At 64.9% G+C, this 24,303-nt stretch carries 26 protein-coding genes and 1 tRNA gene; 15 read left to right on the top strand and 12 right to left on the bottom strand.

Going from position 1 to position 24,303, the window contains the following annotated elements; genetic code table 11:
- The first annotated feature begins 138 nt into the window (after positions 1-138).
- From ACFC0O_RS44575 to ACFC0O_RS44565, 3 genes are all read left to right on the top strand, one after another.
- Positions 139-214 (top strand) — tRNA-Ser (locus ACFC0O_RS44575).
- 112 nt (positions 215-326) lie between these two features.
- A complete protein-coding gene (gene tnpB, locus ACFC0O_RS44570) occupies positions 327-1,718 on the top strand; it encodes an IS607 family element RNA-guided endonuclease TnpB (RefSeq protein ID WP_375968611.1) in 1,392 nt (463 codons plus the stop codon).
- A gap of 295 nt (positions 1,719-2,013) precedes the next feature.
- The gene (locus tag ACFC0O_RS44565; protein WP_375968371.1) at positions 2,014-2,478 is read left to right on the top strand and encodes a GNAT family N-acetyltransferase; all 465 of its coding nucleotides are present in this window, start codon (positions 2,014-2,016) and stop codon (positions 2,476-2,478) included.
- A gap of 7 nt (positions 2,479-2,485) precedes the next feature.
- Here ACFC0O_RS44565 and ACFC0O_RS44560 read toward each other — a convergent pair whose 3' ends face one another.
- Positions 2,486-3,025, bottom strand: a complete 540-nt coding sequence (locus ACFC0O_RS44560; protein ID WP_375968370.1) for a hypothetical protein — start codon at positions 3,023-3,025, stop codon at positions 2,486-2,488.
- A gap of 548 nt (positions 3,026-3,573) precedes the next feature.
- On the opposite strand from ACFC0O_RS44560, the gene sfnG reads away from it, so the two are divergent.
- The 5 genes from sfnG to ACFC0O_RS44535 all read left to right on the top strand — a co-directional run bounded on the left by sfnG (position 3,574) and on the right by ACFC0O_RS44535 (position 10,183).
- Positions 3,574-4,716 carry a dimethylsulfone monooxygenase SfnG gene (gene sfnG, locus ACFC0O_RS44555; RefSeq protein WP_375968369.1) on the top strand — a complete coding sequence of 381 codons (1,143 nt, stop codon included), beginning with the start codon at positions 3,574-3,576 and terminating at the stop codon, positions 4,714-4,716.
- Entirely contained in the window at positions 4,713-5,930 is a 1,218-nt protein-coding gene (locus tag ACFC0O_RS44550) for an acyl-CoA dehydrogenase family protein (RefSeq protein ID WP_375968368.1), read from the top strand. Before sfnG ends, ACFC0O_RS44550 begins: the two co-directional genes overlap by 4 nt.
- Positions 5,931-6,033: 103 nt before the next feature.
- On the top strand, positions 6,034-7,527 hold the full coding sequence (locus tag ACFC0O_RS44545; protein ID WP_375968367.1) for an LLM class flavin-dependent oxidoreductase: 1,494 nt from the start codon (positions 6,034-6,036) through the stop codon (positions 7,525-7,527).
- The gene (locus ACFC0O_RS44540) at positions 7,524-8,900 is read left to right on the top strand and encodes a styrene monooxygenase/indole monooxygenase family protein (protein WP_375968366.1); all 1,377 of its coding nucleotides are present in this window, start codon (positions 7,524-7,526) and stop codon (positions 8,898-8,900) included. The genes ACFC0O_RS44545 and ACFC0O_RS44540 overlap by 4 nt, the downstream gene beginning before the upstream one ends.
- A gap of 74 nt (positions 8,901-8,974) precedes the next feature.
- The gene (locus ACFC0O_RS44535) at positions 8,975-10,183 is read left to right on the top strand and encodes an SfnB family sulfur acquisition oxidoreductase (protein ID WP_375968365.1); all 1,209 of its coding nucleotides are present in this window, start codon (positions 8,975-8,977) and stop codon (positions 10,181-10,183) included.
- 9 nt (positions 10,184-10,192) lie between these two features.
- Here the strand turns inward: ACFC0O_RS44535 and ACFC0O_RS44530 are convergent, their stop codons facing one another.
- From ACFC0O_RS44530 to ACFC0O_RS44495, 8 genes are all read right to left on the bottom strand, one after another.
- A complete protein-coding gene (locus tag ACFC0O_RS44530; RefSeq protein ID WP_375968364.1) occupies positions 10,193-11,431 on the bottom strand; it encodes an RNA polymerase sigma factor in 1,239 nt (412 codons plus the stop codon).
- A 1-nt stretch (position 11,432) separates the two neighbouring features.
- Positions 11,433-11,774 (bottom strand): YciI family protein, encoded by a 342-nt coding sequence (locus tag ACFC0O_RS44525; RefSeq protein WP_375968363.1) that lies wholly within the window; start codon positions 11,772-11,774, stop codon positions 11,433-11,435.
- Positions 11,771-12,370, bottom strand: a complete 600-nt coding sequence (locus ACFC0O_RS44520) for a dihydrofolate reductase family protein (RefSeq protein ID WP_375968362.1) — start codon at positions 12,368-12,370, stop codon at positions 11,771-11,773. The genes ACFC0O_RS44525 and ACFC0O_RS44520 overlap by 4 nt, the downstream gene beginning before the upstream one ends.
- Positions 12,371-12,459: 89 nt before the next feature.
- On the bottom strand, positions 12,460-13,338 hold the full coding sequence (locus ACFC0O_RS44515; RefSeq protein ID WP_375968361.1) for a carbon-nitrogen hydrolase family protein: 879 nt from the start codon (positions 13,336-13,338) through the stop codon (positions 12,460-12,462).
- A gap of 130 nt (positions 13,339-13,468) precedes the next feature.
- Complete coding sequence (locus ACFC0O_RS44510; RefSeq protein ID WP_375968360.1) at positions 13,469-14,083, bottom strand: TetR/AcrR family transcriptional regulator; 615 nt, start codon at positions 14,081-14,083, stop codon at positions 13,469-13,471.
- Positions 14,084-14,194: 111 nt separating this feature from the next.
- A complete protein-coding gene (locus ACFC0O_RS44505; RefSeq protein WP_375968359.1) occupies positions 14,195-15,130 on the bottom strand; it encodes an NADP-dependent oxidoreductase in 936 nt (311 codons plus the stop codon).
- A 21-nt stretch (positions 15,131-15,151) separates the two neighbouring features.
- A complete protein-coding gene (locus ACFC0O_RS44500; RefSeq protein ID WP_375968358.1) occupies positions 15,152-15,601 on the bottom strand; it encodes a DUF2871 domain-containing protein in 450 nt (149 codons plus the stop codon).
- Positions 15,602-15,710: 109 nt separating this feature from the next.
- On the bottom strand, positions 15,711-16,358 hold the full coding sequence (locus tag ACFC0O_RS44495; RefSeq protein ID WP_375968357.1) for a GTP-binding protein: 648 nt from the start codon (positions 16,356-16,358) through the stop codon (positions 15,711-15,713).
- A 127-nt stretch (positions 16,359-16,485) separates the two neighbouring features.
- Here ACFC0O_RS44495 and ACFC0O_RS44490 point away from each other — a divergent pair, with 127 nt between their 5' ends.
- Together ACFC0O_RS44490 and ACFC0O_RS44485 are read left to right on the top strand one after the other, a co-directional pair.
- Complete coding sequence (locus ACFC0O_RS44490) at positions 16,486-16,908, top strand: OB-fold domain-containing protein (protein WP_364640349.1); 423 nt, start codon at positions 16,486-16,488, stop codon at positions 16,906-16,908.
- Positions 16,901-18,100 (top strand): lipid-transfer protein, encoded by a 1,200-nt coding sequence (locus ACFC0O_RS44485; protein WP_375968356.1) that lies wholly within the window; start codon positions 16,901-16,903, stop codon positions 18,098-18,100. The genes ACFC0O_RS44490 and ACFC0O_RS44485 overlap by 8 nt, the downstream gene beginning before the upstream one ends.
- A gap of 54 nt (positions 18,101-18,154) precedes the next feature.
- Here the strand turns inward: ACFC0O_RS44485 and ACFC0O_RS44480 are convergent, their stop codons facing one another.
- Positions 18,155-18,610 (bottom strand): T6SS immunity protein Tdi1 domain-containing protein, encoded by a 456-nt coding sequence (locus tag ACFC0O_RS44480; protein ID WP_375968355.1) that lies wholly within the window; start codon positions 18,608-18,610, stop codon positions 18,155-18,157.
- A 262-nt stretch (positions 18,611-18,872) separates the two neighbouring features.
- On the opposite strand from ACFC0O_RS44480, the gene ACFC0O_RS44475 reads away from it, so the two are divergent.
- From ACFC0O_RS44475 to ACFC0O_RS44455, 5 genes are all read left to right on the top strand, one after another.
- Positions 18,873-19,403, top strand: a complete 531-nt coding sequence (locus tag ACFC0O_RS44475) for a helix-turn-helix domain-containing protein (RefSeq protein WP_375968354.1) — start codon at positions 18,873-18,875, stop codon at positions 19,401-19,403.
- 11 nt (positions 19,404-19,414) lie between these two features.
- Complete coding sequence (locus ACFC0O_RS44470) at positions 19,415-19,987, top strand: PIN domain-containing protein (protein WP_375968353.1); 573 nt, start codon at positions 19,415-19,417, stop codon at positions 19,985-19,987.
- A 161-nt stretch (positions 19,988-20,148) separates the two neighbouring features.
- A complete protein-coding gene (locus ACFC0O_RS44465) occupies positions 20,149-21,030 on the top strand; it encodes an alpha/beta fold hydrolase (RefSeq protein WP_375968352.1) in 882 nt (293 codons plus the stop codon).
- The gene (locus ACFC0O_RS44460; protein ID WP_375968351.1) at positions 21,005-22,090 is read left to right on the top strand and encodes a GlxA family transcriptional regulator; all 1,086 of its coding nucleotides are present in this window, start codon (positions 21,005-21,007) and stop codon (positions 22,088-22,090) included. The genes ACFC0O_RS44465 and ACFC0O_RS44460 overlap by 26 nt, the downstream gene beginning before the upstream one ends.
- Positions 22,091-22,149: 59 nt before the next feature.
- Positions 22,150-22,542, top strand: a complete 393-nt coding sequence (locus tag ACFC0O_RS44455; protein ID WP_375968350.1) for a nitroreductase family deazaflavin-dependent oxidoreductase — start codon at positions 22,150-22,152, stop codon at positions 22,540-22,542.
- 13 nt (positions 22,543-22,555) lie between these two features.
- Here ACFC0O_RS44455 and ACFC0O_RS44450 read toward each other — a convergent pair whose 3' ends face one another.
- Positions 22,556-23,305, bottom strand: a complete 750-nt coding sequence (locus ACFC0O_RS44450) for an ATP-grasp domain-containing protein (protein WP_375968349.1) — start codon at positions 23,303-23,305, stop codon at positions 22,556-22,558.
- Between the two features lie 79 nt (positions 23,306-23,384).
- Entirely contained in the window at positions 23,385-24,230 is an 846-nt protein-coding gene (locus ACFC0O_RS44445; RefSeq protein WP_364638180.1) for a 3-hydroxybutyryl-CoA dehydrogenase, read from the bottom strand.
- Positions 24,231-24,303 lie beyond the last annotated feature (73 nt).

The raw sequence follows: 24,303 nt of genomic DNA, 5'->3' as shown, positions 1-24,303 counted from the left end.
GGCAATGAGTGTATGTGCGTGGGGCAAAATGGAGCGGACACGTGTCTAGCTAAGTCCAGCAGTGCGGCAGCGTGTCCGATGTGCTGTTCGTCGAAAACTGCTGAACTGCGGTAGTTCTCGTTCCAGATTCGCAGGTAGGTGTGGATGGCACCTCATTCGGTACGGAACTGGTTTTACACACCAGCGGTCCGCGGTTCGAAACCGCGTGCACCCACTCCGAACCGGCAGGTACCAACAGGTACCTGCCGGTTTTCTTTGTGTTTCGAGTGTCGTGCCGATGCGGACCAACTATCGTTCGAACGGATATTCGATTCCAGTTCTTGTCGGTGGATCTGATGGGGGTTCGGGTGGGTGTCGTGATTCAGGCTTATCGGTTTGCTCTCGAACCCTCGTCCGTCCAGGATCAGGCGCTGCGGTCGCACTGTGGGGCACAGCGGTTTGCTTACAACTGGGGTCTGCGGCGCATCAAGGCGAACATCGATCAACGCGCCGCCGAGATGTCCTATGGATTCACCGGGGATCAACTCACCCCGGTGGTGGCGTGGTCCGCCTATGCGCTGCGCAAGGAGTGGAATCAGGTCAAAGATGTTGTCGCACCCTGGTGGCCGGAGAACTCCAAGGAGTCGTACGCGTCTGGGCTCGCGAATCTGTCTGCCGCGTTGAAGAATTGGAGCGACTCTCGGGCTGGAGCGCGCGAGGGGCGCGCGATGGACTTCCCTCGATACAAGACGAAGAGCAGTGCGATGTCTTGTCGATTCACAACCGGCGCGATCGGGCTTGCGACGGATTGTCGTCATGTTCGGCTGCCACGGATCGGGGTGGTGCGCTCACATGAGTCAACCCGCAAGCTTGCCCGGCATCTCAGGCTCGACAGTGCTCGCATCCGCTCGGCGACGGTATCGCTTCGGGCTGGGCGGTGGTTCGTATCGTTCTCGGTCGAGGTCGAGCGTGTCGATTCCGTTCCGGCACGGCCGGATCTGGTGGTTGGGGTCGATCTCGGGATTCAGTCGCTTGCCGTGCTGTCGGACGGGACGATTGTGCCCAACCCTCGGCATCTCGATGCCGCGACGCGTCGTATTCGCCGATTGCAGCGACAAGTGGTTCGTCGCCGTGGCAGGGATACGCGGACACAGTCGGCGCCATCGAAAAGATGGCTCGCGTCCCAGAAGCGCCTTGCTCGCGCACATGCGCGAGTTGCGAATGCTCGGCGCGACGCGCTGCACAAGCTGACTACCCGGCTGGCTACTTCTTTCGGCACGATCGCGATCGAGGATCTGAATGTTATTGGGATGCTGGCTAATCGGCGGCTGGCGCGGTCCATCGGCGATGTCGGGTGGGGTGAATTCCGGCGTCAGCTGGAGTACAAGGCGAACTGGAATGGCGCACAGGTTCACGTCGCCGACCGCTGGTACCCGAGTTCCAAGACATGTTCGACCTGCGGGGAAGTGAAAACCAAACTCTCCCTGCGCGATCGAACATACTGTTGTGACCGATGCGGCCTCGTCATCGATCGCGACCTCAACGCCGCTCGCAACCTGGCGGCGATAGCTCGAACGTCCTCGGCGAGTTGCGTCGGGACGAAAAACTTGCCCGCTGGAAACCCACGGAAGACCCGCTCATCGCGGGCAACGGGTACTGCCACGGGAAGACCCAGCTCGCTCGAGCTGGGCCAACGCGGGCGGAGTAATTCGCCTGCTCAGGATGCCTACTCATCCTGAACGGTTCGAAACCCTCTGTGCCCGCTTCATGCGTCAGATCCCTTGGCCAGCACGGTTCGAGTAAGCACCCTGGACTGGGGAATCGATTCGTGGTGGCATTCATGTCGTAGTGGGCGATGTGGGACTGATGGGTGCGGTTGTGGTTGACGGTGGCGGTACCGGTTTCGAGACGGTTCGTGGCGGGTTGCCGTCCGATAGGTCGCGTGTGTCTCGAATGCTCGCGGAGGCGTTCGAGGATGATCCGCATGCGCGGTGGATGCATCCGCATACGGGGTCGCGGTTGAAGGAGTTGCGGATGGCGTTCGAAGATTCCTATATGGAGTCGGGGCGGACGAGTGAGGGGGTCGATCTCGCCGTTGTGGATGGGGATCGGATTGTGGGCGCGGCGCTCTGGATGAATACCACTCGGGTGCGGACGCCGCGGACGCTGGCGGACTGGGTGAGGCGGCGGCGGATTTTCGGGTCGCGGGTGCCGCTGATGATGGAGGGGGCGCGGCAGCTGGCGGGTGGGCATGTCGCGGAACATCATTGGCATCTGATGGCTATCGCGACTGCCGCGGAGGTGCGGGGCCGGGGGTATGGGCGGGTGTTGATGGCGGCGGGGTTGGCGCGGTGTGCGGCGGATGGGCTGCCGGCGCATTTGGAGACGGCGAAAGCCGAGAACGTTCCGTATTACCAGCGGTTCGGGTTCGAAGTGGTTGCGACGCTCGAGCTGCCGAAGGGCGGGCCGCGTAACTGGCTTATGCGGTACGAACCCTGAGCAAAGGTTACTGCTGAAATTGCTTGGGGCGCTGATGGTTTGGAAATTCTGGATGTTCCACAAACCACTCTTGCATTTGGTCAACCGCGCGAACCTCAAAGGTGCTGACATAGCGCCGAAGTGAGTATGCGAAATTAGCCGTGATCCACCCGACGGCAAAAATTTGGCCGAGGAGAATGAGACCTCCGGCAATACTGGAGCCGCCATATGCGGCGGCCCCTGTGATAACACCTGCCGATCCGGCCACGGTGTTCGAAGATGGTTTGATATTGCGTGCCTGAACCTGTTTGAAGCCGACATAGTGGCTCCAGGAGACGCCCGCAGCCACAAGGAGTAACAACACAACCCTGGGCCAGGAGCTTGCCTTGTCGATGATTGTTGCTACAACGGCCCAGATGAAAACAATCGAAAGTAGCAGCAGGAGCCCGAGCGCAATCGAAATCAGTGCTCGCTTCGTCCAGTATCCGAAACCTCGTTCGTACCAAGCCTGTCCGAACAATGGGATCGACGGGATCGGCGGCTGAAGATTGGTACTGCGTTCGGTCATCCGAAGACTCCATGCCCAGAGTTTGGACGTTACTTTGGTTGTAGCATCGCAGAAGACCTCCCCGACGTCGACGACTACTCCGCCTGCCGCTGCCCGCACGGGTGCGCTCACGACACCAGCCCTGGGCCACGACATCAATGGCCGGGATCTCCTTCAGGAAGTAGAGACCCCTCGGTGTGACAGTCACGCTGAACTCACGGGGAGCTGGTCAGAGCAGTGGGCTGGATCCTCGATGTCGTCATTCGTCAACCGCTCGGTTAGGGCTGCTTCCGCTCGGGCGTATTGATTCTTCGTGATTGCAACCCTCTTTTCGGGAGCGGGCACGCTGCATTCTTGGGTAGGGGAGGGTGTGCGGGATCGCTGATGGAGAGGGATCTATGCGGATCGAGCAGTTCGAGTATGTGCACGAGCAGGGAAGCGGATCGGCACATCGAAACGCCTGTTGGGCGGTGGTTTTCTAGGAATTCCAGGCTAGGGATCATGATCGACGAGAGTTGTTGTCGCAGCGCTTGCTGAGCCCCTCTACCTACTTTCGATGGAGTACGTCTATGTCCGTGGACCATGAATTCGATAGTGTCGCAGAACCTTTGACATTCGCCTACTGGGTGCCGAATGTCAGCGGCGGTCTTGTCATCAGTGATATCGAGCAGCGCACCGATTGGAGTTATGAGTACAACCGGAAACTTGCGGTGCTGGCCGAGAACAACGGGTTCGAATACGCGTTGACTCAGGTGCGGTATATGGCGAGTTATGGCGCTGCGTACCAACATGAGTCGACGAGCTTTAGCCTCGCGTTGTTGTTGGCCACCGAACGACTCAAGGTGATCGCGGCCGTTCATCCGGGGCTGTGGCAGCCGGGCGTATTGGCGAAGTTGATCGCTACCGCCGATCACCTTTCCGGCGGCCGGGCCGCGGTGAATGTGGTGAGCGGCTGGTTCAAGGGTGAGTTCACCGCGCTCGGTGAACCGTGGCTCGAACATGACGAACGCTACCGGCGCTCCGAGGAATTCATCGAGGTGCTGCGCAAGAGCTGGACCGAGGATGCGGCTCAATTCGCGGGCGACTTCTACCGACTGCGCGGATACGACCTCAAACCCAAGCCGTTGACCTCGGAGGGTCGCCCGCATCCGGAGATCTTCCAGGGCGGCAATTCGACCGCGGCACGCGCGATGGCGGGCCGGGTGTCGGACTGGTATTTCAGCAATGGCAAGGACTACGACGGCATTACCGAGCAGATCACCGAGGTCCGCGCCTCCGCCGCCGAGCACGGCCGCACGGTGAAGTTCGGGCTCAATGGATTCCTGATCGCCCGCGATACCGAAGCCGAGGCGAAGGAGACGCTGCGCGAGATCGTCGCCAAGGCCAATCCCGAAGCGGTGGAGGGCTTCCGGGGCGCGGTGCAGCAGGCGGGCAATTCCGCCGGCGATAAGCGCGGTATGTGGGCTGATTCTTCCTTCGAGGATCTGGTGCAGTACAACGACGGTTTCCGCTCCAAGCTGATCGGCACTCCCGAGCAGATCGCGCACCGGATCGTCGAGTACAAGAAGCGCGGGGTGAATCTGCTGCTGCTCGGATTCCTGCACTATCACGAGGAAGTCGAGTATTTCGGCAGCCAGGTGCTGCCGATCGTGCGGGAACTCGAAGACGAATTGCTTGCGGGCACTCCCGAGCCGGTGGGGGTGGCGCGATGACCACCGTAGAGGCGAAGTCCACCACCGACGCCGAACTGGACGCGATCTTCGGCCCCATCTTCGCTCGCATAGGTGAGGGCGCGGTGCAACGCGAAACCGATCGCAGACTGCTGTTCGAGGAGGTGAACCTGCTGCGCGCCGCGAAGTTCGGCGCGCTGCGGGTACCGGTCGAATACGGCGGGTACGGCGTCACGGTCCGCCAGCTGTTCCGGCAGCTGATCGCGCTGGCGGCCGCGGAATCCAATCTGCCGCAGGCGCTTCGGGTGCATTTCTCCTTCGTGGAGGACCAGTTACTGGCCGAGCCCGGTCCGGCCCGCGAGCAGTGGTTGCGTTCGGTGGCGCAGGGCAGTCTGGTCGGCAATGCCATTACCGAACCGGGTGTCGGCGCGGTCGACCACTACCGCACGAAGCTGACTCGCGACGGTGCGCACTGGCGGCTCAATGGCACGAAGTTCTACAGCACCGGTTCGCTGTACGCGGATTACATTGTGGCGGCGGCGGATCGGGACGGCGAGCGGGTCGGCGTGCTGGTGGAGGCGAATGCCGAGGGCGTGCGCCAGTCCGATGATTGGGATGGCTTCGGGCAGCGGCTCACCGCCAGCGGGACAACGGAATTCACCGATGTGCTGGTGACCGAGGACAATGTGCTCGGCCCCGGATACGGTGCGCCCGGACCCACCTATGCGACGGCCTATCTGCAATTGGTTCAGCTTGCGGTGCTGGCCGGGATCGCCCGGCGGGCGGAGCGGGACGCTCGGGAGTGGGTGGCCGCTCGCACCCGCGGCTATACGCATTCGGTCGCCGACCTGCCCCGCCGGGATCCGCTGGTGCAGCAGGTGATCGGCCGCCTGTCCGCCGCCGCCTTCGCCGCCGAGGCCAGTGTGCTCGCGGTCGCCGATGCGCTCGACGAGGTGTTGAACGATCGAGCGCAGGACGAAAGTCTGGTGGTGGCAGCCGAACTCGCGTCCGCTCGCGCACAGCTCGCGGTGATCGACCTGGTGCTGCCCGCGACCACCCTGCTCTTCGAAGTCGGTGGCGCGTCAGCGGTTTCGGAGCAGTTGCGCCTGGATCGGCACTGGCGCAATGCCCGCACCATCTCGGTGCACAATCCCGCGATCCAGAAGGCCCGCGCGATCGGTGATCACCTGCTCAACGGCACGGATCTGCCGTTCGCCTGGAGCGCGGGCGAACGAACCCCCGAGGCGGCGTCATGACGCGCCGAATCCGTTGGAGCGTGGGGCGAGTGGACTTCGGAGGCGAGATCATGAACCGCCGAATCCGTCGGAGCGCGAGCGAGTTGACCCCGGAGGCGAGATCATGACGCGCCGGATCCGCTTCAACGCCTTCGATATGAACTGCGTCGCCCATCAATCGCCGGGCCTGTGGCGGCATCCCGACGATCAGTCGCACCGCTACACCGATCTCGCGTACTGGACCGAGTTGGCGAAGCTGTTGGAGCGCGGTCGATTCGACGGGATCTTCATCGCCGATGTGCTCGGCACCTATGACGTGTACGGCGGCAATGACATCGCGGCGCTGCGTCAGGGCGCGCAGATCCCGGTCGCCGATCCGCTGCTGCTGGTCTCGGCGATGGCGACGGTGACCGAACACCTCGGCTTCGGAATCACCACCGGAACCGGATTCGAGCATCCCTATCCGTTCGCACGCCGCCTGTCCACCCTCGATCATCTGACTGGCGGGCGGGTCGGCTGGAATGTCGTGACCGGTTACCTGCCTTCCGCCGCAAGGAATTTCGGCGCGGACGATCAGCTCGATCACGATGAGCGCTACAACCAGGCCGATGAATACCTGGAGGTGCTCTACAAGCTGTGGGAGGGCTCCTGGGAGGACGATGCGGTGGTGCGCGATGCCGTTCGCGGCGTCTACGTGGATCGGGCGAAGGTGCACCATATCGGGCACCGTGGTAAGCACTACACGGTCCCGGGCATCCATCTGTCCGAACCGTCGCCGCAGCGGACACCGGTGATCTATCAGGCGGGCGCGTCACCGCGCGGTGTGCGCTTCGCGGCCGAGAACGCCGAGGCGATCTTCGTGGCCGGACCGTCCAAACGCGTGCTGGCACAGACGGTCTCCCGTATTCGTGACGCGCTGGAAGCCGCCGGTCGGGACCGCAACGCCGCCCGGATCTATGCCTTGGCCACCATCATCACCGCGGAGACCGACGAGGCCGCGCACCGCAAACACCAGGAGTACCTGTCCTACGCCAGTGTGGAGGGCGGCCTGGTATTCATGTCGGGCTGGATGGGCATCGACCTGTCCACCTATGACCTGGACGCTCCCATAGGCCAGGTGGAGAGCAACGCCATCCAATCCGCCGTGGCAGCGTTCCAGGAATTCGACGATGACGGCCGGGAGTGGACGGTCCGCGATATCGGCCGCTGGGCCGGAATCGGCGGTATGGGACCGGTTTTCGTGGGCTCCGGCGAGACGATCGCCGATCAACTCCAGGAGTGGGTCGACGATACCGATCTGGACGGCTTCAACCTGGCCTATGCCATCACCCCGGGCAGTTTCGAAGACATTGTGCGCCATGTTGTTCCGGTGCTGACCGCACGCGGAGCGTACGCCGATGAGTACGTCCCGGGCACCCTGCGCAACGCCCTGTTCGAGGCCGGGGATCGGCTGCCGCCCGAACATCGAGGAGCGAGTTATCGCCTCGGCGGTACGGCGTCGACCGCCTTGTCCGATGGCGAGTCCCGTCCGGGATCCGCTGTCCCCGTGCCCGATTCATCGCTCGATCCCGATTCGACCCCCGCCGCAGTATTGACCGGAAGCGAGATCCGCTCATGACCTCTCAGCGCAAATCCACCCGCTCGGCTGCCGTGATCGGAGCCGGTCAGACCGGTGTCACCGCGGCACTGGGCCTGCTCGACGCCGGTTTCGATGTGACGCTCTACAGCGATAGGGACCAGCGCGCGCTGCGCGATGACGTCCCCGCCACCGGCACCGCACTGGAATTCGGCGAGACGCAGCAGGCCGAATCCGCGCTCGGACTGGACACCTACACCGCCCGCGCGCCCCGCCACACCGGTCTGACCGTGCGGATCGCCGGACCCGAGCGCGAGGAACTCATCGCGTTCGACGGGCATTTCGACGGCTATGTCGGTGTGGCCGTCGATACCCGGCTCAAGGCCGATGAACGGCTGACCGCCTTCGCCGAGCGCGGCGGCCGGTTCATCGTTCAGCAGGTGACGCCGGAGAAGCTCGGCAGCATTGCCGCCGGAGTGGACCTCACCCTGGTCGCGACCGGTCGCGGCGGGCTCTCGGAGCTGTTTCCGGTGGACGAGTCCCGCACGCCCTACAGCGCTCCGCAGCGCTCACTGCTCACCGTCACGGTCACCGGGCTCGACCACGATGACAGCGTATTCGCGCACCGCAGCCGCGCGGGCGGCGCGCGCAGCGGCTTCTCAATCTTCGCCGAGCAGGGTGAGGGCTGGTGGGGCCCGTACCTGCACAAGGACGCCGGACCCAGCTGGGCTTTCCTGGGCTGGGCGCGGCCCGGCAGCGACTGGGAGAAGCGTTTCGCCGCAGCCGATTCCGCGGACTCCGCGCTGCGGATCGTGCGAGAGCTGTACCGCGACTACATCGATTGGGATCTGCCCGAGGTGCAGGCCACGCAGGTCATCGCCGAGGATCCGCATTCGTGGCTGAAAGGCGCTGTGCGCCCGGTGGTTCGGGCCGGGGTGGGGCATACCGGGAGTGGTCATCCGGTGGCCTCGCTCGGCGATACCTCCGCCGCCTACGATCCGATCGCGGGACAGGGCGCGCAGAGCGGTTTGATTCAGGCGCAGCGGCTGGTCGCCGCGGCGGCCGTACACGACGGACCGTTCGACGAGGAGTGGATCGGGCGGCAGTACCGCTCATTCCTCGCGGCGCGCGGTGATGCGGCTAATCGGGTGACCCGGCTGTTCCTGGGCGATCCCGAACTCGCGGACATCGGGAACACCCTGTTCGCGGCGGCCGCGGTGGAGCCGCGCTTCGCCTCGGCGCTGGTGGGCCTGCTGCATCGCCCGCAGCCTTTCCTGGGCATCGATTCCCTCGACGCCGCGGGCAGGTTCATCACCGAGGTGACCGGGGAGAACGCGGACGCACTGCTGGCCCGCTTCGAACCGGCCGGACGTTTCGATCGTTCAACTTTCACAAGCAGTCTCGCCACCGCATAGCGGCTGGAAACCCTCGGATCGCAACCCACCACGTCGGAAGGACAAGCAATGACCGAAACTGCCCGGTGGGTGCGATGACCGAGATTGCCGATCGTCCGGTGACCGTGCCCGTGATCGCCGACGCCGCCGAGGCATTGGCGGTCGCGGCGCGACTGTCCGCCCGATTCGCCGCCGGTGCGAGCGAGCGGGACGCCCGACGGCAACTGCCGTCGGCGGAATTGGATGAGCTGTCGGGCAGCGGTCTGCTCGGCATCACGGTGCCGCGTGAATACGGCGGCGCGGATCTGCCGACTTCGGTTGTGACGGAGGTATTCCGGCTGCTCGCGGCCGGTGATCCCAATATCGCGCAGATTCCGCACAGCCACTTCGTGTACGTGAACGCGCTGCGGCAGAACGGGACCGAATCGCTGCGGCGGCTGCTCTTCGCGGAAGTGCTGGCGGGTAGGCGATTCGGCAACGCGCAGTCCGAAGTCGGCACCAAACATGTGCAGGACTACCGCACTCGGCTGCGGCCGCATCCCAAGGGCGGGTACGTGCTCGACGGTGTGAAGTCCTATTCCACCGGAGCCCTTTTCGCGCATTGGATTCCGGTGCTGGCCAAGAATGACGAGGACCGGATCGAGGTGGCCTTCGTCCCCGCCGATGCCGCGGGTCTGACGGTCGTCGACGACTGGGACGGTATGGGCCAGCGCACCACCGCGAGCGGCACCGTGAAACTGGATGGCGTCCGGGTCCCGGCGGATCACGTTGTCCCGCACCATCTCACCTTCACCGGACCGCAACTGTACGGTGCTCGCGCCCAGGTACTCCATACGGCGATCGACGCCGGTATCGCCCGCGCGGCCCTCACCGAGGCCGTCGATTTCGTGCGCACCCGCAGCCGCCCGTGGTTCGAAGCCGGTGTGGAGCACGCCCACGAGGATCCGCTGACGGTGCAGCGCTTCGGCGAACTGGAGGTCTCGGTGCGCGCCGCCGAGGCCCTGCTCGCGGTCGCGGGCCGCACCATCGACGAGGCGGCCGCCGCCCTGGATGATGACAGCGCAGCCGCCGCGTCCATCGCCGTGGCCACCGCGAAGTCCGCCGCCGACCGCGCCGCACTGGACGTCACCAACGCCCTGTTCGAGGTGGCGGGTACCCGCTCGGCCCTGGATTCGCTGAACCTGCACCGACATTGGCGCAATGCCCGCACCCACACCCTGCACGATCCGGTGCGGTGGAAGATTCAGCACATCGGGCGCTACATCCTCAATGGCACGCCACCGCCCCGGCACGGTGTTCTCTGACTTGCGATGTCACGCACCGGGTGGCGCGCCGAGCGCATCGCGCTGAGTGATCAGAAAGGCGCGTTCGGCGTCATTGCGAGTGCGGTCGATGGCCGCATCGTAGGCGTGTGCGGCTTCAGCGTGGTTGTCGAGTCTGCGGAATAGGTCGGCGCGAATGGCGTGGAAGAGGTAGTGCTGCTGGAGATTCAGTTCATCGAGGACATCGAGCGCTGATCGCGGTCCGTGTACTTCCGCCAGGGCGACGGCTCGGTTGAGGGCGACTATCGGGCCGGGGGCAAGAGCGGAGAGATGGTCGTAGAGACGCAGGATCTGGGCCCAATCGGTGTGGGCGGGGTCGAGGGCGTCGGCATGTACGGCGTTGATCGCGGCCTGTAGCTGGTAGGGCCCGGGAGCGTTGTGGCGCAGGCATTTTCGGACCAGCGCCTGGCCCTCCTCGATCTGTGCCCGATTCCATTGGGAGCGGTCCTGTTTCGGCAGCGGGACCAGCGAACCGTCGGGGGTGGTGCGTGCTGCGCGGCGAGAATCGGTGAGGAGCATGAGGGCGAGCAGGCCCCAGACTTCCGGTTCGCCCGGCAGGATCTCCACAAGTACGCGGGTAAGGCGGATGGCTTCGGCGCACAGATCGGCGCGGGTCAGCTTCTCGCCGGAGGTTGCCGTGTGGCCTTCGGTGAAGATCAGGTACAGCACCGCCAGCACCGAATCGAGGCGTGCGGGCAATTCGGCGGGCGCGGGCACCCGGTAGGGGATTCGGGCGTCGCGAATCTTGCCTTTGGCGCGGGTAATGCGCTGCGCCATGGTCGATTCCGGTACCAGGAAGGCGCGCGCCAGTTCGGCTGTGGACAGGCCGCCCAGGAGCCGGAGCGTGAGCGCCACCTGCGTGGCCGGGGCCAATGCGGGGTGGCAGCAGGTGAAGATCAGGCGCAGGCGATCGTCGGGCACCACCTCGGTCTCGACCGGTTCATCGCGTTCGTGCAGGAGTGCGGCCTGGGCGTATTTATCGTGTCCGGCGGTTTCCCGCCGCAGCCGGTCGACAGCGCGATTGCGTGCGGTGGTGATGATCCAGCCGGGCGGGCTCGGCGGCAATCCCGCTGTGGGCCACCGTGATACGGCCGTGGCGAACGCGTCCTGCACCGCGTCTTCGGCGATATCGACATCGCCGAAGACGCGGATGAGACTGGCGACGGCGCGACCGTAGTGTTCGGTGAACACCGTCTCGATCATCGCGATATCGACTGCGGCGGAACTCATTTCAGCCGTCCTGGAGCGGGCGCACCTCGATCGGCAGCGTCACCACGCGGGCCAGTCGGCGTCCCCATGCCAGCGCCTCATCGAGATCGGCCGCCCGAATAATGGTGAACCCGCCGATATGCTCCTTGCCTTCGGCATACGGGCCGTCGGTGATCAGCACCTCGGAACCGTTGGCCCGCAATACGGTTGCGGTGCTGGCCGCATGCAGACCGGCCGCGAACACCCAGGCTCCGGCGTCGCGCATCTCGTCGTTGAGCGCCTCGAGATCACGCATGATCTCGTCGAGATTGTCCGGTGGATCGGTGTCATCGGGCTGATAGATGCCGAGCAGATACTGTTTCACCGCGACTCCTCCGCCGTGGGCCGGTACGTGGCGATGATGACACCGGTTGTCGTGGTGACACTCTCGACCAGCCGCAGCTCGCCCAGATCGACACCGTCGAACAACCGCTGCCCCGTCCCCAGTACCAGCGGATGGATCTGAAGCAGATACTCGTCGATCATCCCCGCACCCATGAGCGAACGCAGTAGCGCCCCGCTGCCCAGCACCACCAGATCCAATTCCGGCCGCGCGGTCCGCAACTGCCGCACCGCGGAGACGGCGTCACCCGAGAGCAATGTCGAATGCTGCCATGGGAGCGGTTCGCTCAGCGTGCGGGAGACCACGAATTTCTCGGCCTTGTTCAGCACATCGGTGAACGGATTGTCCCGCTGCTCCGGCCAATACCCGTAGAAATCCGCATAGGTCCGCCGCCCGAACAGCAGCGCCCGCTCCCTGGCGGACATGTGCTCCCCGATGACCCGCCCCTGCACCGCATCGGCGAAACCCCCGGCCCATCCGCCTGCCTCGAACCCGCCTCGCGTGTCCTCATCCGCCCGGCCCGGGCTCTGCATGACCCCATCCAGGGTCACGCTGACCACCGCGACAATGCCGCTCATATCCGCTCCTTCCGAAGGCCCGGCACAGCACCGGGCTCACCCCTATACGAACGGGCACGGCTGATTTCGACAGGGACGGACGGGTGACTTCAGATTTTGCCCGCGAAGCTTTCCGCCACCGCGCGGTCCTGTTTGAATCCGCCGATGATGTTCGCGGCCTTGACCTGGTCCAGGTCGAGTTCGGCGATGAGAACCTCGTCGGTCTTTCCGGCGCGGGCGATCACCTTGCCGAAGGGGTTGATGACCATGCTGTTGCCGTAGAGCTCCAGGGCTTCCTGTTGGCCGCGATTGTTGGCGGCCAGGACGAAGACGCAGTTCTCCAGGGCGCGGGTGGCGGGGAGCAGGTCCCAGGCGTGGGCGTATTCGGTGGGCCAGGCGGCCGATAGGAGTAGGACGTCCGCGCCCATGTCGACCAGCGCGCGTTGCTGTTCGCCGTAGGTGATGTCGGCGCAGGTGTTGAAGCCGAAGGTGACGTCGCGGCCGCTGTGCGGGAGAGTTACCGTTTGGACGACGAGTTTGCTTCCGTTGGTTTGGGGTTCGGCTTTGTGGACTTCGCTGGCGCCACCGAGGTAGCGCGCCTTGTCCTCGGGAGAGACGGAGGCGTAGGACTTGCCGTGCAGGTGGATTTTGTCGTAGCGGGTGCGGATTTCACCGTTGGGGGCGAAGAAGATCGCGGTGTTGAAGGGGAGGCCGCCGTCGTCGTTCTTCACCTGGAAGGTGCCCGCGTGGACGTACGCGCCGACGCGGCGGACGGATTCGCCGATGCGGGTGAAGGCCCAGCCGTCGAGGGTGTGCTGTTCGGCGAATTGAATGTCGTCCATGAAAGCGCCGTCGAGCCATTCCTCCGGCAGCATGATCAGGTCTATGTTCTGGTCGGCCAGGGATTCGATGCGGGCGCAGGCGCGCTCGAGGCGCTCCTTGATGGGGTAGTCGAGTTCGGGCAGGTGCTGGATGATCGCGATCTTCATGAGAATGCCTTTCCGTTGAGGTTCCTTCTTCTCATAGCGATTCACCAGCAACTTTACCAAGACATCGGACAAATGTCCGATGTTTGCGGGTCGCGCTGATCACACCGATCCGACCTGGGGAAAGGCAGTATCAGTCCTGCTCAGGGGTGCTATTTATGAGCGCTTTGATCGCCCGGCGGAAGAAGTCGAGATCCTCGATACCGCGCGACCACACCGCATTCTGCAATGCCGCACCGTCGATGAACGCCATGATCACGCGCGCTCGGAAATGCGCATCGGGCACCCCGAGACTCTCGAGCAATGACTCGGTTACCTCTTCATAGGTGGTGATCAACCGCTGCGCGATCGGGCGCAGCGCCGGATCGTGGCGGCACTGCAAATACAGCGTCAGCTGTGAAAGCTTCTCCGCGCCGGTCGCGCCGGTCTGCGCGGCATCGCCGATCAAGAGATCCAGGTAGCGGTCGATCACCTGCGGTGCGGATTCCCGCGATGTCGGCTCCAATGCCAGCTGCCGGATATTGCCGATCAGCCGGGTCGCCGCCACATCCATTGCGGCCGCGATCAATTCGTCGATCGAGGTGAAGAAATAACTGGTCGAGGAGAGCGGTACGCCCGCGCGCGCGGCGATGGCCCGATGAGTCGCCGCCTTGACCCCGCCCTCGGCGATCACGTCGATGGCGGCGTCCAGCAGCAGTGCGCGTCGTGCCGCGCCCGCGGCGCGATGGCTCTGCGGTCGCGGCGACATGCGGCGATGATAGCCAGCGCGGTGCCGGTCCGGCGGTATCGGCGCGCTGCACGGGCGATCCGATGTGGTCGCCCGGTATGCGCGCGCCCCCTCGAGGTGGCCGCCGGACGGTCAGTCGACGGTGAGGACGATCTTGCCGGAGGTGCGGCCGCTGGTGCCGAGTGCGTGTGCTTCGGCGGCCCATTCGAGCGGCAGGACGGTATCGATATGCGGTCGCAGCGAACCGTTTTCGACGAGGGCGGCGATTTCATGCAGGCCCGCCCGATCGGCCTCGACGATCATGAACGCGGCGCGCGAGCCGAGCGGGCGCGCCTGCTCGGCCAGGTATGCCTCGGCGGGGGAGGCCAGCGCGACCAGGATGCCGCCCGGCCGCAGGGTTGTCAGCGAACGGGGGCCGTATTCGCCGCCGATGGTATCCAGGACCACGTCGATATCGCGGGCGATGGTGGTGAAATCGACTGCGGTGTAGTCGATTACCTCATCCGCCCCGAGTCCGAGCACGAGATCGTGTTTGGCCGATCTGGCCGTGCCGATCACGTATGCGCCACGCGCCTTGGCGATTTGGACCGCCAGGTGGCCGACGCCGCCCGCCGCGGCATGGATCAGAACGCGCTGCCCGGGTCGCAGGTCGGCGGTGTCCACCAGCGCCTGCCATGCGGTGAGCGCGGCCAATGGCAGTGCCGCGGCCTCGGTATGCGTCAGTCGCGACGGTTTGCGGATCACATGTCGCGCAGGGGAAGTCACGTATTGCGCGTACGTGCCCGCCGGATGCGGATGCCGGGGCAGGCCGAATACCTCGTCACCGGGTTGGAAGATGGTGACGCCCGGGCCGACGGATTCGATGACCCCGGATACGTCCCAGCCCAGGCGAATCGGCGTCTCGCCGCCAGCGAGTCCGCCACTGGCTCGATGCCACGAATCGGTCGGATTGACGCCGATCGCGTGCACTCGAATGAGTACTTCGGCGGGCCCGGGTTCGGGCCGGGATACCTCGGCGAGCTTCAATACCTCGGGTCCGCCGAACGAATCCTGGGTGATGGCAAGCATTTTCGACTCTCTCCTTCGAGATCAGGCGGGCTGATCGTGCAGTTGCGATGCGTTATCGGGGCGTGCTGTCGCACCGGAGACCTGTTTGCCGAGGTTGATGAAGAACAGGATCAAACCGATGGTGAGGGTGATGTGCCCGAGGCCCGCCAGGCCGGAGATCGCGGCGCTCGTCTTCGCGCCGAAGACGGTTTGTATGCCGTGGACGGTCATCATCGTGACCGTCAGGACGAGACCGGCGTTGTAGATCCGGAAGAACCAGTCGAACAGTTTTCCGTCGCTCGGGCCGAACGCCTTCTCCAGCGCCAGCACGATGAGGTGGAACAGCATGCCCAGGGCCAGCAGATGGGTGTGCACCACGGCGAGCTGGGTGTCGCCGGTGAAGTCCTGCCATTTGGTGATTTCGCGGTAGACCAGGCCGCTGATGACGCCGACGATCATGTATGTGTGTGCCGCGTAATAGATCTTCTGCACGGGGGCTCGTTCCTCATCTCACTTGAAAACCGCGTTTCCAAGGATTCGGGACGGGTGATGTGCGAACAATGATCGGTTGCGCAACAGCGGTTTAGGTGTGCTGAACGATTCAGTAGTCGAGGGCGTGCTCGGGCTGGCAGACATCCATGGGCGACGGCAGGTATCGGACGATGGCGTCCAGCAGCGGGGCATTGCCCGGGGCGTCGCACAGGATGGGCACCACATCGCCGATGCGGGTGCGGCGGCGGATGCGCCGATGCAGTTGTTCGGCGGGGATCTCGGTGGAATCGGCCCACATCGGGAATAGGTCGATGATGTCCTGGAACTCCGCGCCGACGCCGAGCGGGACGTGCAACGCCAGCGGTGTCGCACCGTGGATGTCGGCGATGGTGTGCATCCAGCGGTCGAAATCCGCGCCGGGCTGGTCGAGTCCGTTGATCAGGCAGAGTCTGGCGACCTGATGGTCATCGGCGATGCGCAGCACGGTTTCCAGGCGCGGATCGCGGCGGGTCGCGGCGTTGACGACCGCGATCAGGCCGTCGGCCACTCGGATCGAGCGTTCCAGCTCGGCGTTGGGGGTGCGGCTGGACAGTTCCGTGATGCGGATCGTGTACTCGGCCTGGTCCGCGGGCCAGCGGATGGTGCCTCGATCGCCGGAATCGCGGTGCAGGCGGTGTGCCACGCATGCCGTCTCATTCGGGTCGCCGATGATCGTGACATTGCGGATCGACTGCGGGTCAATAGCTTTGGTGCCCATCGCGGTGTGATACTCCTCAATCCGCGTCCACCGTACCTCCGGGCGAGCGCGGCCGGAGCGGATTTCGTCCCCAAAGTAGAACGTGTTCCTATACGGTCGGGTTGTGCAGAAAGAACAACGCCCCGCCGTGGCCGACTGGTTCACCACGGATGACGGTGTGACGCGGCTCGTGGGAACACGCTGCAATGACTGCGGCACACCGTACTTCCCGAAGAACACGCTGGCCTGCCGCAATCCGCAGTGCACCGGACCGCATGACGGTTCCGAGCTCGCCGAATACCTGTTCTCCACCCGCGGCCGCATCTGGTCGTACGCGGACGCCCGGTACAAGCCGCCGCCGCCCTATGTCTCCGCCGATCCGTTCGAACCGTATGTGGTCGCGGCGGTGGAGCTCGAGGTCGAGAAGCTGGTGATTCTCGGGCAGGTGGTGCGCGGGCTCAGCGTGGACGATCTCGCCGTCGGCATGCCGGTCGAATTGACCGTTGGCGTGCTGTACGAGGACGAGGAAGCGGAGCACACGGTGTGGATGTGGAGGCCGGTCAATGACTGACAACGATCGCGATATCGCCGTCCTCGGTGCGGGTATGCACCAGTGGGGCAAATGGGGTCGCAACTTCGTCGAATACGGGTTGGTCGCGGCGCGTGCGGCTTTGGCGGACGCGGGGGTGAACCACCTCGATGTCGGTTACATCGCGGGTGCGGACACCATTCGCAACGGGTATCCCGGATTCGTCGCGGGCGCGACATTCGCACAGGCACTGGGCTGGTCGGGTGCGCGCATCTCCAGCAGTTACGCCGCCTGTGCCTCGGGTGCGCAGGCGATCGCCAACGCGCGTGCGCAGATTCTGGCCGGGTTGACCGATGTGGCGCTGGTGATCGGCGCGGACACCACGCCGAAGGGGTTCTTCCAGCCGGTCGGCGGTGAGCGCCGCGATGATCCGGATTGGCTGCGCTTCCATCTGCTGGGTGCGACCAATCCGATCTACTTCGCGCTGTACGCCCGCCGCCGCATGGCATTGCACGGTGCGACGCTCGACGATTTCGCCGCGGTCAAGGTGAAGAACGCCAAGCACGGCTTGAACAACCCCTACGCCCGCTACCGCAAGGAAGTCACCGCGGAGGAGATCGCCGCCTCGGCCATCGTCTCGGATCCGTTGCGGCTCTTGGACATCTGCGCCACCAGTGACGGCGGCGCGGCCCTCGTGCTGACGTCCATGGACTACGCCCGCCGGCACGGCATCGCCGACCCGGTCCGCATCAGCGCACTGTCCACGGTCACCCCCACCTTCCCGAAGACCGTGCTGGACCTTCCGGATTTCGCCACCGATTCCGCTGTGGCGGTGGAGCCCTCGGGCAATACCTTCCGCTCCGCCATCGCCGCCGCGGCCTACGAGGAGGCGGGCATCGGCCCCGAGGACCTGTCCTTCGCCGAGGTCTACGACCTCTCCACCGCCCTCGAACTGGACTGGTACGAGGACATCGGCCTCTGCAAGCCCGGCGAAGCCGAAGAACTATTGCGCAGCGGCGCAACAACTCTCGGCGGCCGCATCCCCGTCAACCCCAGCGGCGGCCTGGCCTGCTTCGGCGAAGCCATCCCCGCCCAAGCCATCGCCCAAATCTGCGAACTAACCTGGCAACTCCGCGGCCAAGCCGACGGCCGCCAGGTAGACAACCCCCGCGCCGGCATAGCGGTAAACCAGGGCCTCTTCGGCCACGGCTCCGCCATCATCGCCACCCGCTGACCCCGGGGTCCCCCGCCCGAAAACCCAGGCCACACTTGGGTTTTCGGGCACTGCTCATTTACGCCGAGACCACGGCCACCGCCGCGCGGCCGGTGCGGCCTCCTGCCCCATGAACTGCCCGACGATATCCAGAAAAACCCACACATCGCCGCTCTCATAGGTGTGCACATCCTCGGTGCCACCGAGAAACGGGTACGGAACAGGGAAATACACCTGCCCCGGCCCGAGCTCCCCGAGCCGCTCCCGGATCGCCGCCGCATGCTCGGCCAGCATGATCACCTTCGTGAAGTACTCATCACGAACAATGGTGTCAACGAATTCCCCGGTACTCCCGAACACTCCATAGTTCTTCGCGGCATCCCGATACGGATAAAGCACCCCGTGCTCCCCGCTACTCCGCTTCGCCAGAAACACATGCCCCAAATCCGAATACCCCACCACAGTGTCGAACTGCGGAAACCGCAACGCCCACCGCGGCATGACCTCCGCCATCGCAACAGCCTCGATCACCCGAAAACACTCATCACTCACCCCGCCATCCAAGCATGCGCCGCCACAACGGATTCGGTGATGCGATCGTCTGACGACGACCGGCGAGCTCGTCAGCGATGAACAGCCATTCGTGTCGCCGGGGATGGGGTGGTTCGTGACTGTCTACATGGTTTGACCAGGTGGTACTCGACAATGGGCTGACGGCGTGGGACGATAATCGAAAGATTCGAACATGGTTTTGAAACGTTCGAACGGGTCGGTTGGCGCTTGGAGGTGCGGCATGGGTTCGCAGGCTTTGGAGGAGAGGACGTTCATTCCAGGGGCCGATGCCCAGCAGTTGGCGCCTATTTTGAGCTTCCTCGAGGCGCATGAGCGGCGGTGGGGTACCGATGCGAAGCCCAGCTATGCGCTGGTCGGTGCGATCGAACACGACCGGATCGAGTTGCCGCGTGAGGTGCATCAGGCGCTCAAACAAGTAGTCGCGGCGCTGCTGGCGGGTAAGGCGGTCACGGTCGCACCGCGGAATATGACGCTGACCTCACAGCAGGCCGCCGATCTCCTCGGCGTCAGTCGCCCGACCGTCAAGCGGCTCATCGAGAAGAACGAGTTGCCGGCCGAACGGATCGGGACACGTCATCGCCTGAAGCTCGATGATGTGCTCGACTACCGGGAAGCGCGTCGTCAGCGCCAGTACGACGCGTTGGCGACTACCTCGGTTGACATCACCGGAGACGAGGATCCCGAGCAGATCCGGCAGCGGCTCAATGAGGCCCGCCGCCTAGTCGCAGAACGGCGAAAGGCCAAGGGCTGAGGTGGCCATAGGTGTTTGCCGTGGTGCTGGATACCTGTGTGCTCTGGCCGAGTCTGCAACGCGACTTCCTGCTGTCCCTTGCTGTGGAAGGACTGTATCGGCCACTGTGGTCGGAACCGATCCTTGCGGAGTTGGAACACTGCGAGGCTGCCAAACTTGTTGATCGAGGGGAAGATCCGAGGACTGCCGAGGTGCGTACGCGTCGTTTGATCGCGACCGTCAAGTCCGCATTCGATGATGCCCTCGTGGAGAACTGGGAACCGTACGAGGGTACCTTCGGCCTTCCTGACCCCTATGACGAACATGTACTGGCCGCTGCGGTCGTGGGTAACGCCGGTGCGATCGTGACCGACAACATACGGCATTTTCCCAGATCTGCAGTGCCGGAACAGATTCAGATTCTGCGACCGGCCGAGTTCGCCGCGGATACGGTCTCGGTTTCGCCTGATGCGGCTCTGCGTGCGATCAAGGCGATGTCAGGTCGGTATCGCAACCCGCCCCGGACGATCGAGGAGATGTTGGAGTTGTTGATCTCTCGTTACGACATGGCCGAGGCCGTGGGACTTATCCGCTCCGTCCGCTGATGGCTGCTCGACCATGGCGGGAGCGCTATGCCCAAATGGTCAGTGGCTGATGAAAACGGACGGGCGACTGACTGATTCGGACTCGGGCATCGGCTCGGGGGAGGTTTCGGCGTTCACTTTCAGCAGGTCGCGGAGGCGGCCATTGCTGGAAGGGAATGATGATGACCGAGTATGTGGACTTGGGGTACGGGACGCTGGCTTGTGATGTGGTGGGGGAGGGGCCGTTGGTGGTGTTGTCGCATGGGATGGGGACTGTGCGGCAGGACTTTCGGCATTTGGTTGGGGTGGTGGCCGGGGCGGGGTATCGGGTGGTGAATGTGGATATGCGGGGGCATGGGGAGTCGAGTGTCGACTGGCCTTCTGTGACGGGGGAGGCGGCGATCAGCCGGGCCGATGTGGCGGGGGATTTGCTGGGGGTGATTCGGCATTTCGGGGGGCCTGCGGTGATTGTGGGGCATTCGCTTTCGGGTGGGTCGGCGACCATTGCGGCGGCGCGGGAACCGGGGCTGGTGTCGGGGATTGTCGAGATCGGGCCGTTTACGTTGACTCAGGACTTTCATGTCGGGGCGATGGTCACCAGCCGTCGGTATCGGCGGGGGATGGTGCGGCTCGGGCTCACCTCGATGCTGAAGTCGCTTACTTGGTGGCGGCGGTATCTGGATCTCGCGTATCCGACGAAACCGGCTGATTACGAGGGGTATCTCGCGGATTTGGAGGGTGTGCTGCGGCGGCCCGAGCGATGGGAGGAGTTCGCCAAGACGGGGCGGACGACCCCGGCGGACGCGCATGCGCGGTTGGCCGATGTCCGGTGCCCGGCACTGGTGATCGTGGGGGCGGCGGATCCGGATTTCGCGGATCCCGAGGCCGAGGCGAACGCCATTGTGGCGGCTATGCCGGAGGGCGTCGGGCGGGTGGTGATGGTCGAGAACGGCGGGCATTACCCGCATGCCCAGTTCCCCGATCGTGTTGCCGCGGTGTTGCTTCCATTCCTGGAGCGATACGCGACGCCTGCCCGGGATGCCGGGTTCGACCGCGTCGGGTGAGGTGGAATTCGACGGCCGTCACGGTCACCCGCTGACCGTGGCGGACGGGCGTCCGGACTGCGATGATGGCGGGATGGGCGAGCCGCGGACTGTTGTCTTCGTTGTCTACGAGGGCATGCAGTTGGTCGAATTGGCCGGGCCGATGGATGTTTTCGTCTTCGTCAACGCGCTGGTCGAACGCGAGGAATACCGGCTGATCACGGCTTCGCCGGGCGGCCGGGCGATCAAGGCGGCCGGGGGATTGACCCTCGCGGTCGAGCATTCGCTGCACGAGCTGGCCGCCTCGGCGGCGGAGATCGACACGCTGGTGGTGGTCGGCGGCTGGATTTCCGGGCCGGTGTCCGCCGAGGTGGTGTGCGAATTGCCCGCGCTGGCACGGAAATCCCGGCGGGTGACCTCGGTGTGTTCGGGTGCGCTGCTGCTCGCGGCGGCGGGGTTGCTGGACGGGTATCGGGCCACCACGCACTGGGGTACGACCGAGCGGCTGGCGCGGACCTATCCGCGCGTGACCGTGGAGCCGGATCGGATCTTCGTGCACGATCGCAATCGATGGACCTCGGCGGGTGTTTCCGCCGGAATCGATCTCGCGCTCGCACTGGTCGAGGAGGATCACGGGCGGGAACTGGCGCAGGAGATCGCGCGGGCATTCGTCGTCTTCACGCGGCGATCCGGCGGCCAGGCGCAATTCAGTGCGCAATTGCGCGCCCAGCCCGCGCGCACCCCGGCGATTCGCGCGGTGCAGCAGTGGCTGCCCGACCATCTCGACGCGGATCTGTCGGTGGCGATGCTGGCCGAGCGCGCCGGTATGAGCGAACGGCATTTCGCGCGCGCCTTCCGGCTCGAAACCGGAAGCACCCCGGCGGCATTCGTGGAGGACCTGCGCATCGAGGCGGGCCGCCGCCTGCTGGAATCCACCGAACTCACCATTACCGCCATCGCGCGGGCCGTGGGCTATCGGCACGGCGAGACCCTGCATCGCGTCTTCACTCGCCGCCTGTCCACCACACCGGAACGCTATCGCCGCCACTTCGCCGCCGGGACCGCCGAAGACCACCCGTGAGCGGATGTGGAATGCCCCTCGCGGGATCTAGTCTGTCCGAGACAGATTGAAGGAGCGGTATGAGTACACCCGATCTCGGAGCATCGATGTTCCCGGCCTGGTTCGACCGGCTGCAGGTCAAATACATGAACCCGGTCATGCGCCGCGCTGCGCCCTACCTCCCCACATTCGCGGTGATCCACCACGCCGGACGCAAATCCGGGAAGCCGTACACGACCCCCGTCAATGCCTTCCGCTCGAAGGGTAGGTTCACCGTGGTGCTCGGTCACGGTGTCACCGATTGGGTCCGGAATGTGCTGGCGGCGGGCGAGGCCGATGTGCAATCCCAATTCCGCACCATCCGAATCACCAACCCGCGCATTGTCGAACCCGGGCAGGCCGGTCCCGACCTCCCGCTTCCGGCGCGCGTCGCGGGCGGCCGTTTCGGCGTACTGGTCGCCGATATCGCCTGAGCCCCGAACCTGTTCAGCCCCGGGCGGATTCGAGCAGTTCACGCCACCGCCGCACGATCAGTTCGGTGTAATCGTCAGCGGCGATGCCGTACGCGCCGAGCGCATACCCGTCATTGGCTTCGACCAGAGCCGTCTCCCGGTTCGCGAGCACGCCGAAGTCGATGCCGTACGCGCTCGGCGCAACCGGGTGATAGGCCGCGATCGCCGCCTCGACCACGCTCATATCCAACAGAACCGATTCATCACCGCTGTACCGATCGACCGCGAGCACACGCCGATCGGCAACGTAGACACGGTATTCCGCGATCCAGGAGACGACCTCGGAGCACCACACCCGCTGGCGTCGGCTGACCGGACCGAAGTCCGAGATATCCCGCTCCGAGTAGCACACCGCACCGGTGAAGCTTTTGCGCCGCTCGGCAGGTTTGACGAATGTCGGTGGTAGGGAACCGATTTCCAGCGACCGCTCGACCTCACCCAGGGTCGAAGTCCACACCTCACGCCGCAGGAATTCGCGCAGGCGTTCCGGATAGTCGTCGGGCGCGGGAACCGGAATCCCCAACTGCCGCAACGCCCCGTGCATCGCGTCCATATCACCGGCGATCAGCACATCCGGCCCCAACGGCAGTTTCCGGCGATGGATCTGCTTGATCGTGTAGTACCGCACCGGAATCCCGCGCCGCCGCAACCCTTCCGAGAGCAGCGCCTCCTCATGGCGCATCGGACCCGTGCCGGAGTACTGGAGAAACGCGGTGCTGAACATGATCCTCAGATCATGCACCGCGACAGCCGGATTCGGAGCCACCGGGCCGCTCACGGCAGGTGAGCGGCCCGGGCAGATCTCAGTAGGTGTAGAAGCCGCGGCCGGTCTTGCGGCCCAGGTAGCCCGCTTCGACCATGCGGCGCAACAGCACCGGGGGCGCGTACTGCGGTTCCCCGAATTCGGCGTAGAGGGATTCGGCGACCGCGAGGGTGACGTCCAGGCCGACGGTGTCGGTCAGGCGCAGCGGGCCCATGGGATGCGCGCAGCCGCTGACCATGCCCTCGTCGATATCCTCGGCGCTGGCGAAACCGGTCTCGTACATGCGAATCGCATTGCACAGGTAGGGAATCAGCAGCGCGTTGACGATGAATCCGGCCTGATCCTTGGATTCGATGGTGCGCTTGCCCAGCACCTCGCGCGCGTACGCGGTGACCGCGTCCGCGACGGCGCGATCGGTCTTGAGCGTCACCACGATCTCGACCAGCGGCAGCACCGGCACCGGGTTGAAGAAGTGCACGCCGACCACGCGGCCCGGATTCGAGGTCGCGTTGGCGATCCGAATGACCGGGATGGAGGAGGTGTTGGTGGCCAGAATGGTCTCCGGGGAGACGATGGCGTCGAGCTTGGTGAAGAAATCGGCCTTGAGCGATTCGATCTCCGGCGCCGCCTCGATCACCAGTTCCCGATCGGCGAAGTCGTCGATCGAGACGGTGAGGGTGATGCGCGCCCGCGCCGCGTCGGCGGCATCCTGCTCCAGCCGCCCGGACTTCACCGCGCGCGCCAGCGACTTCTCGATACGCTCGATCGCCGCGTCGGCCGCCGCCGCGTCCCGCTCCAGCACCAGAACTTCGCCACCCGCGCGGGCGGCCACTTCGGCGATGCCGGCACCCATGGTGCCGCCACCGATTACGCCGATGAGTTGCATTGTCGGTTATCTCCCTGTGCTCGATTTGTCTCGCAGCCATCCTGGTCGACCGCGTTCGGGCGGCCACCACCGG

Source organism: Nocardia sp. NPDC056100 (genome assembly GCF_042266325.1).
Classification (GTDB): Bacteria; Actinomycetota; Actinomycetes; order Mycobacteriales; family Mycobacteriaceae; genus Nocardia.
Note: the sequence above shows the minus strand (reverse complement) of the source record. Positions and strands in the feature narration are given on the sequence as shown.

Bases quoted from the DNA above. Each gene is read 5' to 3' on its own strand.
- ACFC0O_RS44545 (WP_375968367.1), top strand. From the start codon at position 6,034: ATGACGCGCCGGATCCGCTTCAACGCCTTCGATATGAACTGCGTCGCC.
- ACFC0O_RS44510 (WP_375968360.1), bottom strand. From the start codon at position 14,083: ATGTCGCCGCGACCGCAGAGCCATCGCGCCGCGGGCGCGGCACGACGC.
- ACFC0O_RS44455 (WP_375968350.1), top strand. From the start codon at position 22,150: ATGAGTACACCCGATCTCGGAGCATCGATGTTCCCGGCCTGGTTCGAC.
- ACFC0O_RS44520 (WP_375968362.1), bottom strand. From the start codon at position 12,370: ATGAGCGGCATTGTCGCGGTGGTCAGCGTGACCCTGGATGGGGTCATG.
- ACFC0O_RS44535 (WP_375968365.1), top strand. From the start codon at position 8,975: ATGACCGAGATTGCCGATCGTCCGGTGACCGTGCCCGTGATCGCCGAC.
- ACFC0O_RS44565 (WP_375968371.1), top strand. From the start codon at position 2,014: ATGGCGTTCGAAGATTCCTATATGGAGTCGGGGCGGACGAGTGAGGGG.
- ACFC0O_RS44515 (WP_375968361.1), bottom strand. From the start codon at position 13,338: ATGAAGATCGCGATCATCCAGCACCTGCCCGAACTCGACTACCCCATC.
- ACFC0O_RS44485 (WP_375968356.1), top strand. From the start codon at position 16,901: ATGACTGACAACGATCGCGATATCGCCGTCCTCGGTGCGGGTATGCAC.
- ACFC0O_RS44540 (WP_375968366.1), top strand. From the start codon at position 7,524: ATGACCTCTCAGCGCAAATCCACCCGCTCGGCTGCCGTGATCGGAGCC.
- sfnG (WP_375968369.1), top strand. From the start codon at position 3,574: ATGTCCGTGGACCATGAATTCGATAGTGTCGCAGAACCTTTGACATTC.
- ACFC0O_RS44465 (WP_375968352.1), top strand. From the start codon at position 20,149: ATGACCGAGTATGTGGACTTGGGGTACGGGACGCTGGCTTGTGATGTG.
- ACFC0O_RS44550 (WP_375968368.1), top strand. From the start codon at position 4,713: ATGACCACCGTAGAGGCGAAGTCCACCACCGACGCCGAACTGGACGCG.
- ACFC0O_RS44560 (WP_375968370.1), bottom strand. From the start codon at position 3,025: ATGACCGAACGCAGTACCAATCTTCAGCCGCCGATCCCGTCGATCCCA.
- ACFC0O_RS44450 (WP_375968349.1), bottom strand. From the start codon at position 23,305: ATGTTCAGCACCGCGTTTCTCCAGTACTCCGGCACGGGTCCGATGCGC.
- ACFC0O_RS44445 (WP_364638180.1), bottom strand. From the start codon at position 24,230: ATGCAACTCATCGGCGTAATCGGTGGCGGCACCATGGGTGCCGGCATC.
- ACFC0O_RS44460 (WP_375968351.1), top strand. From the start codon at position 21,005: ATGCCGGGTTCGACCGCGTCGGGTGAGGTGGAATTCGACGGCCGTCAC.
- ACFC0O_RS44530 (WP_375968364.1), bottom strand. From the start codon at position 11,431: ATGAGTTCCGCCGCAGTCGATATCGCGATGATCGAGACGGTGTTCACC.
- ACFC0O_RS44475 (WP_375968354.1), top strand. From the start codon at position 18,873: ATGGGTTCGCAGGCTTTGGAGGAGAGGACGTTCATTCCAGGGGCCGAT.
- ACFC0O_RS44495 (WP_375968357.1), bottom strand. From the start codon at position 16,358: ATGGGCACCAAAGCTATTGACCCGCAGTCGATCCGCAATGTCACGATC.
- ACFC0O_RS44505 (WP_375968359.1), bottom strand. From the start codon at position 15,130: ATGCTTGCCATCACCCAGGATTCGTTCGGCGGACCCGAGGTATTGAAG.